Source organism: Spiroplasma sp. DGKH1 (assembly GCF_040940205.1).
In the GTDB taxonomy this organism is placed as follows: Bacteria; Bacillota_I; Bacilli_A; order Mycoplasmatales; family Mycoplasmataceae; genus Spiroplasma.
This window is the reverse complement of record NZ_JASTWG010000004.1, coordinates 155940-171827: the sequence shown is the minus strand read 5'-3', so window position 1 is coordinate 171827 and position 15888 is coordinate 155940. Positions and strand designations below refer to the sequence as shown.

The 15888-nt window shown below is 30.6% G+C and carries 16 protein-coding genes; 2 read left to right on the top strand and 14 right to left on the bottom strand.

Annotation, left to right across the window (positions count from 1 at the left end):
* Positions 1-33: 33 nt before the first annotated feature.
* The gene (locus QPK10_RS04410; RefSeq protein WP_079450807.1) at positions 34-264 is read right to left on the bottom strand and encodes a hypothetical protein; all 231 of its coding nucleotides are present in this window, start codon (positions 262-264) and stop codon (positions 34-36) included.
* A 425-nt stretch (positions 265-689) separates the two neighbouring features.
* On the opposite strand from QPK10_RS04410, the gene QPK10_RS04405 reads away from it, so the two are divergent.
* Positions 690-1529: a MurR/RpiR family transcriptional regulator gene (locus QPK10_RS04405; protein ID WP_368486806.1), complete on the top strand. Its 840-nt coding sequence runs from the start codon at positions 690-692 to the stop codon at positions 1527-1529.
* Positions 1530-1650: 121 nt separating this feature from the next.
* On the opposite strand, the gene QPK10_RS04400 is transcribed toward QPK10_RS04405, so the two are convergent.
* The 8 genes from QPK10_RS04400 to QPK10_RS04365 all read right to left on the bottom strand — a co-directional run bounded on the left by QPK10_RS04400 (position 1651) and on the right by QPK10_RS04365 (position 8959).
* Complete coding sequence (locus QPK10_RS04400) at positions 1651-2400, bottom strand: ABC transporter ATP-binding protein (RefSeq protein ID WP_368486805.1); 750 nt, start codon at positions 2398-2400, stop codon at positions 1651-1653.
* 152 nt (positions 2401-2552) lie between these two features.
* Entirely contained in the window at positions 2553-4406 is a 1854-nt protein-coding gene (gene infB / locus QPK10_RS04395) for a translation initiation factor IF-2 (RefSeq protein ID WP_368486804.1), read from the bottom strand.
* 21 nt (positions 4407-4427) lie between these two features.
* Positions 4428-4727: a L7Ae/L30e/S12e/Gadd45 family ribosomal protein gene (locus QPK10_RS04390; protein ID WP_368486803.1), complete on the bottom strand. Its 300-nt coding sequence runs from the start codon at positions 4725-4727 to the stop codon at positions 4428-4430.
* Entirely contained in the window at positions 4728-5003 is a 276-nt protein-coding gene (rnpM, locus tag QPK10_RS04385; protein ID WP_368486802.1) for an RNase P modulator RnpM, read from the bottom strand.
* 23 nt (positions 5004-5026) lie between these two features.
* Positions 5027-6454, bottom strand: coding sequence for a transcription termination factor NusA (nusA, locus tag QPK10_RS04380; RefSeq protein ID WP_368486801.1), 1428 nt, complete (start codon positions 6452-6454; stop codon positions 5027-5029).
* Positions 6455-6473: 19 nt separating this feature from the next.
* Entirely contained in the window at positions 6474-6962 is a 489-nt protein-coding gene (locus QPK10_RS04375) for a ribosome maturation factor RimP (RefSeq protein ID WP_047791769.1), read from the bottom strand.
* A 365-nt stretch (positions 6963-7327) separates the two neighbouring features.
* Positions 7328-8074 carry a class I SAM-dependent methyltransferase gene (locus QPK10_RS04370; protein ID WP_368486800.1) on the bottom strand — a complete coding sequence of 249 codons (747 nt, stop codon included), beginning with the start codon at positions 8072-8074 and terminating at the stop codon, positions 7328-7330.
* Positions 8075-8206: 132 nt separating this feature from the next.
* The gene (locus QPK10_RS04365) at positions 8207-8959 is read right to left on the bottom strand and encodes an MIP/aquaporin family protein (protein WP_368486799.1); all 753 of its coding nucleotides are present in this window, start codon (positions 8957-8959) and stop codon (positions 8207-8209) included.
* A gap of 226 nt (positions 8960-9185) precedes the next feature.
* Between QPK10_RS04365 and QPK10_RS04360 the strand changes: the two genes are divergently transcribed.
* Entirely contained in the window at positions 9186-9620 is a 435-nt protein-coding gene (locus QPK10_RS04360; protein ID WP_368486798.1) for a hypothetical protein, read from the top strand.
* A gap of 19 nt (positions 9621-9639) precedes the next feature.
* Here QPK10_RS04360 and QPK10_RS04355 read toward each other — a convergent pair whose 3' ends face one another.
* From QPK10_RS04355 to pstB, 5 genes are all read right to left on the bottom strand, one after another.
* Positions 9640-10584, bottom strand: coding sequence for a 3'-5' exoribonuclease YhaM family protein (locus tag QPK10_RS04355; protein WP_368486797.1), 945 nt, complete (start codon positions 10582-10584; stop codon positions 9640-9642).
* 57 nt (positions 10585-10641) lie between these two features.
* A complete protein-coding gene (locus tag QPK10_RS04350) occupies positions 10642-12471 on the bottom strand; it encodes a 2-oxo acid dehydrogenase subunit E2 (protein ID WP_368486796.1) in 1830 nt (609 codons plus the stop codon).
* A 117-nt stretch (positions 12472-12588) separates the two neighbouring features.
* A complete protein-coding gene (locus QPK10_RS04345) occupies positions 12589-14262 on the bottom strand; it encodes a phospho-sugar mutase (protein WP_368486795.1) in 1674 nt (557 codons plus the stop codon).
* A gap of 138 nt (positions 14263-14400) precedes the next feature.
* The gene (phoU, locus tag QPK10_RS04340) at positions 14401-15060 is read right to left on the bottom strand and encodes a phosphate signaling complex protein PhoU (RefSeq protein ID WP_047791775.1); all 660 of its coding nucleotides are present in this window, start codon (positions 15058-15060) and stop codon (positions 14401-14403) included.
* 15 nt (positions 15061-15075) lie between these two features.
* Positions 15076-15885 carry a phosphate ABC transporter ATP-binding protein PstB gene (gene pstB, locus QPK10_RS04335; protein ID WP_047791776.1) on the bottom strand — a complete coding sequence of 270 codons (810 nt, stop codon included), beginning with the start codon at positions 15883-15885 and terminating at the stop codon, positions 15076-15078.
* Positions 15886-15888 lie beyond the last annotated feature (3 nt).

Genomic DNA, 15888 nt, shown 5'->3' with positions numbered 1-15888 from the left:
TCTGCTAATTAATACATATAAATAAATTAATTATTATGTTATTCAAATAAACAGGGCTGATAAGGCAATAACAAAGAAAAACATTGCGGCAAATAATGAGATATTGCGCTTAAAATAATCTCATAAATTTAAATTCCGCTTACTATAGTAATCTTCGGTTTTTGCTAACCGGTGGCGAATGAAAAATCATAACCACAAGAAAAAACAGCCAACTACTAATCCGACAATAAAAATTGATAAATAAGTAATATTTTGACTAGTCATCTTAATTTAACTGGATTCTATTTGCATTATTAATTTACCAAACCTATCTATTAAAATTTATTTCTAATTAATTTTATTTACACTAAAATATTTATAACCCCTAAACTTAAATAGTGCAAGGATAATTCCTAAAAATTTTTAAACTTTTTAGAAATATGAAAAAAGTTAGTACTTTTAGGAATTTTCCTGAACCGTAGAACAATAAGAAATTTTCTTGTTATTCTACTGATATTTTACTATAAAAAAAAAAAAAATTTACCTTTTATTGTTAAAATTTTCATAAATAAATTTGAAATAAAATAAAAAATTATATAATTCCCTAGAATTATTCGGTATTTTCATTTGAAATTTTATAAAAGTTTAATGTAAAATTATTACAAGGATTCAGCAAATTATTTTCACAATAGAAGAGGGTATACAAGGTTATGTTAAAAGTACTTGAGTATGATAAAGCAAATTTGACTGATACAGAAATTTCAATTATTGAAAAAATCATTGAAGATCCAAAGTTTTTTACTAATAAAACAATTACCGAATTAGCCAAAAATTACTATGTTTCCGAGTCAACAATCACCAGAATGGCGAAACACTTAGGGTATGAAAATATCAAAAGACTCCAAATGCATGTTTATGAACGTTTAAATTTTTTATCCAAAAATTATTATATTAATGACACAGTGGCCTTAGAAGACATTGTTAATAATATTCGCGTTTATTATTCTTATAGTATTCACGAAACAATTGACAATTTAGATTTACCAGCTTTAGATGGTTTGATTAATGATTTAGTTATTAAAAAAAGGATTTTTACGTTTGGAATCGGGACCAGTTTCTTACCCTGCCGTGTCTTAAGTAGTAATCTGAATATGATTGGTCATAATTGTTTTGCCACTGAAGATGTTCATAGTTTAATAGTTATGATGCAAAATATGGGACCAGAAGATTTATTAATTATCTTCAGCAAATCTGGTGTAACAAAAGAAATTGTTTCAATCATCAATTTAGCTAACAAGTTTAATATTGAGGTTGCGTTAATTACCAATAACAAAGAACTTAATAAATTGTATCAAATAAAACACTTATTATTATTTGAATTACATTCCCAAGAAAACGAAGGATTTTCATCCTTATCGGCGAAGGTTGTTCAAATTTTAATTGCCGATATTATTTTTCGTGCGTTAATTAAAATTAAACAACCTGATTTAGAAGATAAAATTATTCGGGCTAATAACTTAACTAAAAATTGAAATGATGAAAATTTTTAAGTAAACGGGAAGAACAATTATTAACTATAAACAATTATCAATACAACAGATCAATTGTGATCTTATATTAACCATTAATTACTTATTAACTTGAACATTTTAACCACACTATTATTAGCGTTTAAGATGTTCTTTTAATTTGGGATGGTTGATTGTCGTTAGCAGCTGACTCGTGGCTTTTATAATAATCAAACATTGCCTTGGTATAATTAAAAACACTACCATAGTCCTTAACAACATCTTTTACTGGCAAATCGGCTTTAAGTTCTCCGGCGTGTAAATATAAAATCCGCTCACAAAAGCGTTCGATTTCTTCCATATTATGAGATACCAATAACATTGCCCGGTGATTGGCAATAATATTGGTTTCTAAAAAAGTAAAAATAATTTCTTTTACTTCAATATCTAGCCCGGATGAAACTTCATCTAAAATAACTAAATCTGGTTGGTGAATCACTGCTAATAAAATATTTAAGCGCTGTTGTTGACCACCCGACAAACTATTAATATTTTTTTTGGCTAAATTAGCCAATTGATAAGTTGCTAATAAATTCAACAGTTCATCCTTATCGTATTTAATCTTAAAAGTATCACAATAATAGCGAATCATATCCATCACGGTAATTCCCATTGGATATTTGGAATCTTGGAACTGAATACCAATTCGCAACCCGGGGCTTTTAAATACTTCCCCACGGGTGGGAGGACGAATTCCCGCAATAATTTCGCTTAGCGTTGATTTCCCGCTCCCATTAGCCCCAATAATTCCGATTCGTTCACCAGCATGGATTACAAAAGAAAGATCGTTAAGAACGACTTTGTTTTGGTACTTCTTGGTTAAATTTTGAACTTTGACAATTTCTGTTGACATTAACCTTACATTCTCCTTATTTATTCTTTGTAATAAGTATACCTATTTTTTCACTTCTTGAAAACTGAAAAGTTTACAAAGGAAACTCTTTACAAAAATGGTAAAAGATAAATGAAGCAAAAGAAAAACCCAAGATTATTCTTAGGTTTTAATTAGTTTTTAACAATTTTCTCTTCGTAAGCTTCCACAATATCGCCTTCTTTAAGATCATTATAGTTTTTAACAGTTAGCCCACAATCACTGCCTTCTTTTGCTTCTTTAATATCATCTTTTAAGTGTTTTAACGAAGATAATTCACCTTGGTAAACAACAACCCCATCTCTTAAAATCCGTACCTTTGATTTACGAGGGATAACCCCATCAATAACATGACAGCCAGCAATTGTTCCGATTGCCGAATGTTTAAATAATTGCCGAACTTCCGCTTGGCCAGTTACTACTTCTTCAATTACTGGATCAAGCATTCCTTTGGCGGCTGCTTCAATATCTTCGGTAACTTTATAAATAACATTGTATAAACGAATTTCAACGCCATCTTCATCCGCTTTTTTTCGCACTTGGGCTGTTGGTCGCACATTGAAACCAATAATTAATGCTTGACTGGCTAGTCCTAAGGTTACATCACTATTGGAAATTCCCCCGACTGTGGCACGAATAATGTTAACTTTAACACCCGGGATTTTAATTTTTTGTAAACTTGCTTGTAAAGCTTCAACTGTCCCCTGTGTGTCAGCTTTTAATATTAAATTAATTTGTTTTAACTGTCCATCTTTAATTTGATCAGATAATGCTTCTAATGAAAAGGCTTGTGATTTATGACGTTTTTTAATAATATCATTAGTTTTTCGTTTTAAGGCAACTTCCCGCGCTAATTTTTCATCCCGGAACACCATAAATTTATCACCAGCATTCGGTACTTCATTTAACCCATGCATAATAACTGGGGTTGAGGGACCAGCTTGCTTAATTTTTTTACCGGTTTCATCAGTTAAATCACGAACATAACCAAAAGTATAACCAGCAACCAGCGCATCTTTTAATTTTAATGTTCCTGATTGAACTAATAAAGTGGCAACCGGACCGACACCCTTATCTAAATGTGATTCAATTACAGTTCCAATCGCAAACCGGTTTGGATTTGTTTTTAATTCATTTAACTCTGCAATTAGTAAAATCGTTTCTAATAATTCGTCAATTCCAAGGCGCGATTTGGCACTCCCTTTTACAAATGGAGTTTGCCCCCCTCATTCTTCACTTGTTAAGTCTTCTTGCGCTAGTTGCATCATAACATTGTCAATATTCGCTTCTGGTTTATCCATTTTATTGACAAAAACAATTATTGGCACCTGGGCTGCTTTGGCATGGTCAATCGCTTCTTTAGTTTGGGGCATTACCCCATCATCAGCAGCGACAACTAAAACAACAATGTCGGTTACTGCACTCCCACGGGCACGCATTTGGGTAAAGGCTTCATGCCCCGGCGTATCAACAAAAGTAATTTTTTGATTTGTCTTTGTTAAAATTTGATAAGCTCCAATATGCTGGGTAATTCCCCCATATTCACCACCAACAATATTTGAATTACGAATTGTATCTAATAAGGTCGTTTTCCCATGGTCAACATGACCCATAATTGTAACAATTGGGGGACGTTGTTCTAACGTGTCAGGATTATCATTAACCTCAAAATTTTCTAATAAATTCTCGTGCGTAACTGAACGCTCTTTTTTAAAATCTAATCCAAATTCTAAACTTAACTCACCCAATTGCTCTTCAGTTAAAATAGTATTTTGATTTAACATAATTCCTTTCATAAAGAAATATTTAATCACTTCGCTGACTGGTTTATTGATTTTATTAGCAAATTCGGCAATTGAAATTGCTTCGGAATAAACAAAAACCCCTTTTTCGACATGTGCTTCCACTGTTTTTAATTGTGACTGAATCCGATTTCTTTGGTTTTTCGCCAATGTTTTTTTCATTGGTTTATTTTTACGATTTTCCATACAGCATCCTCCTTTTCTTTCTTAATTAGTCAATAACTCAATAATTCTTGTTGCTAATTGTTGGTCAGATATCCCAATTGCTTTACAATTTTGTTTTCCAATGGCGGTTGATAACGCTTCCGTATCTAACCGGTTAAAATACGGAATCTTATAATAATAACATTTCTGATTAAACATTTTTTCTTGGCTAGTTCCGATTTGTCCTGTCGTAATAACCAGAAAAACTTTTTGGGCTTTAATGGCGGTTATTAACAATTGCCCAGTGATTATTTTGCGGGCTTTTTGACTGAGTCCAAGCAAACTATAAATTTGGCTTTCCACTTAATCTCATCCTTCAATAATTTCTTTTTTTAGTTCTTCATAAAACTCATCGGATAGTTTTAAATGCAAAGCACGTTCCAGAGCACGATTTTTTTTGGCCTGTTCTCAAATAGATAATGTGGGGCGAAGATATGCTCCTCTTCCATTTAATTTGCCCGTGGGATCAATTAAAACTTCATTATTTGTTGTTTTAACAACCCGAATTAGTTCTTTTTTCGGGAACATTTGGTTAGAAACAACACACTTGCGAAGGGGAATTTTCTTTTTAGTTTGCATTTTATTCACCTCATTTTATTTAACTATTTATCTGCGTAATAATCATCATATTCATCATAATTGATTTCTTCATCATCTTTATCAGGAGTATTTTCCTCAAAGAAAGATAATGTGTCTTCGATTGTCGCAATTTCTTTTTGTAATTCTTGTTGAATATCAACATCATTTTCTTCAACTAAACTTTCCACGTGGTAATTTTCTTCGTTATCTAAATACCCATTGTTATCTTCAACTAAGTGTTCCTCAATAATTTCAAAAGTTTCGACTTCTGGTAATTCTGGCGGAGCAACACGTTGTTTTTCTTCAAATTTAGTTTGTTTTTCTTTAACCTTATCTTTTAACTTAATTTGTAACTCTGCTAATTCCTCTTCATTAATATTTCCATTTCATAAAATATTAGTTTTATTAGCTAAGGCTTCTGAATAGTTAATAATATTTAATTTTCATTTTGTTAATTTAGCAACTAATTTGGCAGCACTTCCACCCTTCCCAATTGCTAATGATAATTGTTCATCGGGAACCACAACATCCGCTTCCTTATTTTTATCATTAGTTACAATTGAAATTACTTTCACTGGTGATAATGAGTTAATAATAAATTCTTTATTATTTGGACTATAAATACAAATATCAATTTTTTCATCATTTAACTCTTCAGTTACCTTATTAATACGACTTCCTTTGGTCCCCACACAAGCCCCAATTGGATCAATGTTTTCATTATGACTAAAAACAGCAATCTTACTACGACGACCTGGATCTCGAGCAATGGCTTTAATTTCAATAACTTTTTCAAAAATTTCTGGAACTTCTCGCTCCATTAATTTTGCTAAAAAATCATTGCTTGTGCGAGAAGCAGTAATTTGACCAGCATTTTTAGATTTATTAACATCTTCTGCTAAAAATAAAATTTGATCACCAACATCATAATGGTCAGAAAAAATTAAATTTTTCCGCGGCATATAAGCAAATGTTCGGTCAACTTCAATTAATAAATAACGTTCTTCAGCGGCAATCACCACCCCATTCATTAAGTTACCCTTTTCATTAATATATTCATCAAAAATTGAATCTTTTTCGGCTTCTTTAATTTGTTGTTTAATAATTTGCCCAACTTGAATAATTGCTAACCGTGAGAATTCTTCGGAATTAATTGGTTCATAAACAGTATCACCAATTGTAACATTTTCACCATATTCTTTTTTTGCTTCATTAAGACCAATTTCTAATAAATCATCTTCAACTTTTTTAACAACTTTTAATTCTTTTTGAACAGTAATTTGTCCGGTTTGGTTATCAATATTAACAATAATTGTTGCTTCAGGATCAAAATGCTTTTCATAAGCTTTTTTGATTCCTTCTTTAATTGATTCTAAAATTATTGTTCGGTTAATTTGTTTTTCTTTTACAATTTCATCAATTGTACTTAGTAACTTTGCTCCATCAATCATGGTTATAAAATTTCCTTTCTTAAAATTTAACTGCACATCTAGCAAAATTTATATTTTGATAATTTGTTTCTAATTGTTTTTTAACACCTTTAATAAAATATTGGAAGGTGATATTTTGAGTGTTGTTGTCAACTGCTTGTAAGGTTCCGGTAATTTCAGTTAAACCATTTACTGGTTGTTTTAGTTCCAGATAAAGGTACTGGTTAAGCTGGCGGGCAAGTTCGGCAAAATTCCGGAGTGGTTTTTCAGCTCCTGGGGTTGAGATTTCCAATAAGTATTCTTCTAATATCAAATCAAGCTTATCAATTAGTGGATTAATTCCTTCACTAATCTCAACTAAATAATCCAAATCAATTATTTTTCCATCTTTTCGCTCAATTAAAATTCGTAAAACATTACTATTAAATTCTTTTAAATATTCAATATCGAATAATTCTAAGTTTTGTTCTTCTAAATAAGATTTTAATTGTTCAATAATTGTCAATTTAATTTGTTCTCAATTTTTCATTAACACCCAACCTCATTTATAAATATATAATTTGATCCGCATTAAAGAAAGAGCACTATTGTGCTCTCTCCTTCAATGCATTCAATTACATTTAAATAATAATACAAAAAATTATAAATTACAAGTAAAAGTAGTAAAAAGTTTACTAATAATTAATAAAATTTAAATTTTTCTTTTAATAAGAATAATCCTTTTGCCACTAATAACTTCCTCAGCAATTTATCCAGCCTTTGAATTTTATAATTATCTTTATTAACAACTAAACATTCCCTTTTGAGTAGCACTTATATTTTAATATTGAATATTTTGAATATTAAAATATAATAAAATAAAAACTCTTTTAGTAAAAGAGCCTTATTAATTATTTATTTGTGGTTTACTTTTTTAGCAGCAATTAATAGCATCATTGGTCTTCGTAATTCATCTTCCATTCCTGAAACTGTTGCTAATAATTTACTATCTGGTTTTGGTTCAACAAGATTAGTAATTTCAAAACCATGGTTAAGCAATTCACTAATATATGTTGTTAATGTTCGATGATATTTAAAAACTTTTTCACCTAAAAAATTTGTTTCCCGAACCCCTTCACTAAAATAATTGTCCACTGGCCAGTGTAAAATTTGGCCTTGATCATTATAAAATCAATTTTCTGAACCCTCGGCGGTAAAAACTGGGTGTTCAACAGAAAAAATAAACTCCCCATTTTTTGTTAAGTAATTATTTACTTTTGCACAAATATCAGAAAATGAATTTAAATAATGAAAAGTTAGGGAACTTAACACCACATCAAAAGATTCCTGCGGAAATTCAATATCTTCAATTGGAGAGTTAATATATTTAATAATATTTGGATAGTTATTTTTCTTATTAGCTTCTGCTAACATTTTTTCCGAAATATCAACCCCAATGACACTTTTTGCCCCATGTTCAGCGGCGTATAAACTATATCATCCAAAACCACAACCTAAATCTAAAACTGTTTTATCCTTAAAGTTGGGCATCATTTTTTCAAATGCATGTCATTCGCCAGCTCCAACTAGTCCTAATTGTGATCGTTCCATCTCTTGATATTTATTAAAAAATTCAGGATTATCATATTTATTTTGTTTCATTTTTTCACCTCATAGTTATATTCCTGTGATATTTTATCACTAAAATTAAAATATTATTGATCTAAAATGATTAAAATAATAATTTTAAAACAACTTTCTTATTAAGTTTTAAATAATAAAATTATTATTCTTTTAAATAACTAAGAAAATTGCTGAGCAAACACTAGCACTAACCAGTGGGGTTAAGGTTGGAACTAAGGAATATTTTCAATCAGCTGCTGGTTTGTTCTTAATTGGTAGGCAAAAATAAACTAACCGGGGGATTAAATCCCGCACTGGATTAATTGCATAACCAGTTGTCCCCCCGAGTCCCAGACCAATCCCAAAAATTACTAATCCCATAAAAAATGGATTAATAATTGCTAAATTAGAATTACTAAAACGATTAATTGCTAATACACTGGCAACTAAAACAAAGGTTCCAATAAATTCAGCAAAAATATTCAGAAATAAAGTTCGATTTTGGGGAGTAGTAGCATGCATTGATAACACTAAATTATTAGGTTCTGTATTGATTGTTTGATAAAGGTGTTTTCAATAAATAATATCAACAAAAATTTGACCAATGAGTGCCCCGAGAATTTGGCCAAGTAAGAGCGCAGGAACTAAAAATCATCCATGTAAATTAAACCATGTTTTTTGAATAATAAAAGATAACGTAATGGCTGGATTTAAATGGGCAACCCCGTGCAGGGCAGTAGAAATCATGGCACCTAGAAGAACTCCACATCCTCAGCCAGCGGCAATTGCCATATAACCACCACCAGTACCTTTCGTATTTTTTAACACCATATTAGCTACAGCACCATTACCAATCACAATTAAAATAGCGGTGCCAAATAATTCAAGAGCAAAATGCGTAAAAAATAATTGAACATCATTCATAGCTATTCCCTTCCCAACTAGTCTTGTCTACCCATAATTGTACTATAAAGTATTGGTAAAAAACCACTAAAAAATAGTTACTTTATCAAAATTTTTAAAATAATTATTAAATGTGGATAAAATATTTAAAAAGAAGAATTGAATTTTTCTAAAAATAGGTAATAATATAAATGGGTGAAAAACTATGTATCGAAAAATTACTAAAAATCTTTATTTAGGAGATTATATGTCAAGAAATAGTGATTCATTGATTGATATTAACGCTGCTGAAGAGTTAGATCAAAGCAGTGAACTAAGCCAACAAAAACTATTTATGAATCCTATTAAAACTGAAGAAAATGTCCAATATTTTAGTTTTCCCTTTCCGGATTTTATCTTTACTGATCAAAAAATAAATATCCAGCAAATTAAGGAGATTTTAAAACTCCTTGATTATTACATTAACCTTAAAGATGAAAATGTTTATTTGCACTGTGTTCAGGGAATTAATCGAAGTGCTAGTGTTGCTTTTATGTTTTGTGTCATTAATAATATTGTTGATAATAATAACTTTGAAACAGCATTTAGGGCGTTCAAAACAATTTATCCTGAAATTGAACCAACACCCGGATGAGAATTATTTCTAAAAAAACATTTTCCATATAAAAATTTGGTAAGTTAATCATTAACTTACCAAATTTTTATTTTTTATTAAAATGTTTAATAAACCAGCGGTTTTCTACTGGTAATAACCGCGGAGTCTGACCATTTAATTCAACTTTTTCTAGTTCTTTATCAATCCGATAAATTCGGGCGTCTAAATTATCTAAAAATGATAAAATTTCAGCTTCTAAAATATGGGGTTCAACTGGCGAACCATATTCTAACCGCCCATGGCTAGCTAAAATCATATGTTCTAGCAAAATAATATTATCATTATATAAATTATGTTCTTTAGCAATTGCATGTAACTCATTAGTCATAATTGAAATATGTCCTAATAACTTACCTTCTAATGAAAAGTCACTACTTGTTCCGGTTGTAATTTCAACTACTTTTCCTAAGTCATGTAGAATAATTCCACAATATAATAAATCTAAATCAATTAAACGATCATGGTACACATTCCCAACAGCTTTTGCCATTTGTAGCATCGTTAAGCTATGCCATAGTAGTCCCGACTGAATTTCATGGTGATTGCGAATCGCGGCTGGCCAAATTTTAAAACGTTCACCATATTTTTCTAAAATTAACCGCATAATATTTTGATAATCATTGTTGGTTAAATTATTTATTGTTTCTAAAATTTCATGGTACATAAGTTCCTTATCAAGGGGGGCGATGGGAATGAAATCTTCTAAATTAACTGTTTCATTATCAACAACATCATAACTATTAATTTTTGCTTGTAAAACCTTACGGTATTCAATCACATTAATATTTACTTTATAAAAATTCCCTTTAACTCAAGTTTCCAAATCATGAGGTTTGGCATCTCATAATCGCGCTTCAATTGTTCCAGTTTTATCTTTTAGTAAAATTGTTAAATAAGTATTACCATTACTCGCCACCGCTTGTGAGACCTTATCGGCAATGGCAATTAAAGTAATATTATTAGCTTCTGTTGTTAAGTCTTTTATATTCATATTTAAGTTGGTCCTTTCTAAAAAGAAAAAGTGGTGAAACATGATCACCCTTTTATTTTATAATAATAACCCTGGATTTGATAATAAATAAGCAACATAATGAATAAATTTGCTTGCTTCAGTAATATCAATCACTGATTCATCATAACCTAAAGTAATCATCATAATATCGCGGATTGCAATGTCATTCTTTTCAACAACGACTGGTTTTTTAAAAATTATTCCCATCCCAATGCTGGCAATCTGACTTTCCGGAATGGTAACTGTCCCGCGGGTAATTCCATATTCACCAAAGTTAACAATTGAAAAGGTTGAATCTTGATATTCATTGCCGCTAGTATTTTCATTAACTGTACGGTCCATTAAATCAGATAATTTAATGGCAATTTCTTTTACCGATTCCTCGGTAATATTATGTAAAATCGGCATCTTCATCGTGTTACTATTATCAACACTAACTGCAATGTTATAAAATCATTTAAAGACCACCGCGTTGGTTTCACGATTATAACGAGCATTAAACAATGGGAATTTTTTTAACCCATCATGCACAGCTTTCACATAAAATGGCATTAAAGTTAAATCAATGTTTTGTTGTAGATATGGTTCTCGCATAATGGCTAATAAATTAACAAGTTCACTAACATCAACTTCCACATCAATAAAACCATGCGCAATGTTCCGTTTACTGTTCATAATTTGTTGTTGTTTATTAATTGATTCATCTGTTAATTTTACCGCGTTAATTTGGGAATTTTCCTCTTCCCCATGGGGTGAAGTTGGTAAGTCAAGAGCCTCATTTTCAGTAACATCTGCTAAAATTTGATTCCCTTGATCAGAATCTATATCGTCATTTAAATTAGCAGTTGATGTTATAACGTTATTATTGTCTTGGCTAATTTCAACCTTGTTTGAACCTTCGAAATGATTAGTTGGGGATAGATCATCTGCCAACTCTTGGGGTTCAAAATTAACGGTTGGGTCTTGGGCAGCTAATTCTTCATCAAAATAGATTGTTTGGTCTACATGAAGATTTTCATCGGCAGAAGTATCACCAATAATTTCTTGTTCATTACTTTCCTTATTCAATTCATTTTGAATGTTTTCATAAACACGATGAATAGTTGTATCAGAAATTTGGTCATTCAACGGATGTTTTTTTTCAACAGATGGTTCTGGTGTTAGGTTAGCAATATCATTAATAATTTCTTGTTGGCTAACTTTATTATTAAGTTCATTTTCAACATTTGATAAACTATTTTTAACATTATCTAAATTAAACTCAAATGATTCTAATTCCGCGGCCAACTCTTCGTTATCAATAATATCAGTCAATAACTCAGAAGTTAAATCTTGACTGGGAACTGGGGGCTCAGAATTTTCAAATGTCATTTTTGTCATTTCATTTTGGTTTAAATTTTCATTGCTTAACTCAACTGTTGTTCCCCATTCATCCGCACTCTTATCACTAGCAACTTCGCGAGACAATAACGTTTCAATTAATTCTTCCCGGAATAGTTCTGTTTCGGATTTTTTATTATCATTTTGTTGATATGGATTATGCTCATTATTATAGCGATTATTAGCGTTAGGTTGGTTATAACCTCCATAAGTTCCCTGGGCAGGTGCTGTTTCATTATTTGGCACGTGAGAACTATCTGCATCCTGAATTTCTAATAAAACATCGCCACTATTAATAACCTTATTTTCATACACTAAAATATTCTTAACAATTCCGGCGCTTGGTGCTTTAATTTCATAAATCTTGCTTTGCGTAACCACACTTGCTAATTTATCATTTGCCTTCACTTCTTGATCATTATTAACAAAAAGTTTATCAATAATCCCTTTGCGATTATCATCTGCTTCAAATATAATTTTTCCCATCTTGAAAAAATCCTTCCTACTATACGCATCAATCATAACATATTTTACATTTGATTTAAACTAACCTAAAAATATTAAATAAGAATTTTATTTAAAATAAAATTCTTATTTTTAAACCTAACTTAAATAATTAGCTTCTAGATCTTTAAACATGGCTTCCATTTTTGCTTTAGCTTGTGGTGTTGAGTTATCAACACAAACAAAATAGAATTTAATTTTAGGCTCGGTTCCACTTGCTCGTACGGCAAACCAACTACCATCTTCAAAATAAAATTTTAATAAATCTTGGCCCGGCATATTATACAAACCATTTAAGTAGTCTTCTTTATTAACACATTTAATGTTATTTAATTGTTTAATTTCTTCATTCCGTAATGTTTTTAACATATTTTTTATAATCTGTTTACCTTCAACACCTTTTTTAACTAAGTTTACAGTGTAGCAATAATAGTAACCAAATTGTTGGTAAATATCATTTAAAACATCATACAGACTTTTCCCTTGTTGATGATAGTATCAACAAGCTTCGGCAATAACCATTGATGATTGAATCCCATCTTTATCACGGGTAATATCTTTTAAAACATAACCATAAGCTTCTTCAAACCCAAATAAGAATTTTAAATTGCGTTCAGGCTCTAAACGCATTTGAGCACCAATTCATTTAAATCCTGTTAGTGTTTTGATAACTTTAACTCCATAACTTTCTGCCACCTTATCAGATAAATTACCAGTTACAAAAGTATTGTACATTACCCCATTGGATGGTAAGGTATTATTTTTTTTGTAGTGTGAAAATAGATATTCAATAAGAACGGGGGCAGTTTCATTTCCTGTCATTAAATAGTAATCATTAGTTGCTGTTTTCACTGCAATTCCAAGACGGTCAGCATCTGGGTCATTTAAAATAATAATATCCGCATCATGTTTTTTGGCATATTTAATTGCTAAATCATAACATTCTGGCAATTCAGGATTTGGATTAGGCGCATAAGTAAAATCAGGGTCATTTGGATATTGTTCTTCAACAATAATAACTTCATATCCACATTCACGTAAAATTTTTGGGGTCCAATCTTTACTTGTTCCGTGCAAATTAGAAAAAACAATTTTAATGTTTCGTGGTTGGTTGGGATAAAATTGCATTGCTTTTACATCGTCAATATAATTTTGTTCAATTTGGTGCGGAACATACGTAATTAAATTAGGATCTGGGTTTAATGCTAAGTCAAAAACCTCATTCTTAATATTTAAATAGTATTCTCCAATCACATCAGTTGCAACAGGTAAAAATTGACAACCAAATTCATCATAAATTTTATAACCATTGTATTCACGAGAATTATGACTAGCAGTAATAATAATTCCAGCTAAAGCCTTAATTTTACGAATTGAATAGGAAACCACGGGGGTTGGGCGTAATTCATTTTTATCAAATAAAATCGCTTTAATATTATTAGTTGCTAAAATATTAGCAACTTCTTGGGCAAATTCAGTTGAAAAATGGCGATTGTCATGGCCAATTACCACTCCTCTTGTTTTCAAATCAGTTGGTGAATGTTGCGTTTGTAAAAATTGCATAAATGCTAAAGTCGCACGACGAATTGTATAAAGGTTCATTCTCCCCGTTCCGGCCCCAATAATTCCGCGTAAACCAGCGGTTCCAAATTCAAGGTCATTCGCAAAAGCTTCTTGTAGTTCAGTTTCATTCATTTTTTCAAATTCTGCTTTTAATTTAGAATCTAAATTATGAGCATTTTTTCATAAGTTTAAATTATCTTGGTAAGACATTTCTTCCACTCCTTAATTTTTCGATAACAACACTCCTATTTTATACCATTCTCGAAATTGAGTAAATAATAAGCAATAAAATATTAAGAAATTACCAAAATAAAAATGCTTATTTAAAAGCACTTAGAAATAATTATTTTAAACTGGTTTGTCAAAATCATAAGTCCGTCCTTCAATAATATAAATTAACGATTCCGCAATATTAATAACATGGTCCCCAGCTCTTTCAATATATTTTAATTGTTGCATTGTTGAAGTAATTAATTTAATTTCATCTTTAGTTTTTGCTTCTCTAATTTTTTCAATTAATTCATCATTTTCAGAACGATAAATTTTGTCCAAATCAACATCATATTTTGGCATATTATAAGCTAATGAAATTTTTTCTTCTTCAAAAATTTTTGATATTTCAGTTAACATTTCAATTACTTTTTCAAGCAATTTTTGCAAATAACCAACTAATTTATTGGATGGTTTGTATTTTAAATAATAGCGACAAATATTTTTGGCATAGTCAGCAATTCGTTCAACATCATGGACAATAGAAATAAAACCAACAGCACGGCGTAAATCACCTGCTACCATTTGTTGTTTAGCAATTTTCCAAAGTGAAACTTCCACAAAAGCTTCTTGCATTTTGTTAATTGACTGGTCATTTTCAATTACTTGTTTTGCCATTTCTGGATCATCATTTTTTAGGCATTGAAACATATCATCATACTGATTGCGAGTCATTGAAATCATGTCAATCACCATTTGTTTTGTTTGGGCTAAATCATTTTCAATTCTTACTCCCATAAAGACTACCTCCTTCTATTCAAATCTACCAGTAATATAATTTTCAGTTCGCTTATCTTTTGGATGTGAAAAGATAATTTTTGATTTATTATACTCTATTAATTCTCCTTTTAAGAAAAATGCCGTATAATCAGCAACCCGCGCTGCTTGTTGCATCTGGTGCGTAACTAAAATAATTGTGAAATCTTTTTTTAATTCTTGGATTAATTCCTCAATTTTTGAAGTGGAAATTGGATCAAGCGCACTGGTTGGTTCATCCATTAATAAAATTTTTGGTTTCATCGCAATTGCTCGCGCAATACTTAACCGTTGTTGTTGCCCCCCGGATAAGGCTAGCGCCGAATCTTTTAAATTATCTTTAACTTCATCTCACAACGCAGCCTTTTTTAAACTATCAACAACTAAACTATTGAGGATTTTTTTATCTTTAATGCCCTGACTACGGGGTCCATAAGCAACATTATCATAAATTGACATTGGAAAAGGTGCTGGTTTTTGAAACACCATTCCAATATCGGTTCTTAATTTAACAATATCTGTTTCAGGCCCGTAAATGTTTTTTCCATTTACTAAAATTTGACCTTTAAAAACAGTTTTTGGAATTAAATCATTCATCCGGTTAAACAAACGTAATAAAGTTGATTTCCCACATCCCGATGGACCAATTAAAGCCGTTACCGCATGCTCTTTAATGTTCATTGAAATGTTGTATAATGCTTGCTTATTTGTTTTATAAAAGAAATCAACATTCACAACTTGGATTAAATCCGGATTACTATCTGATGAATCAAAGGTTGGCTTATTAATAATAATATTTGGATCCATAAT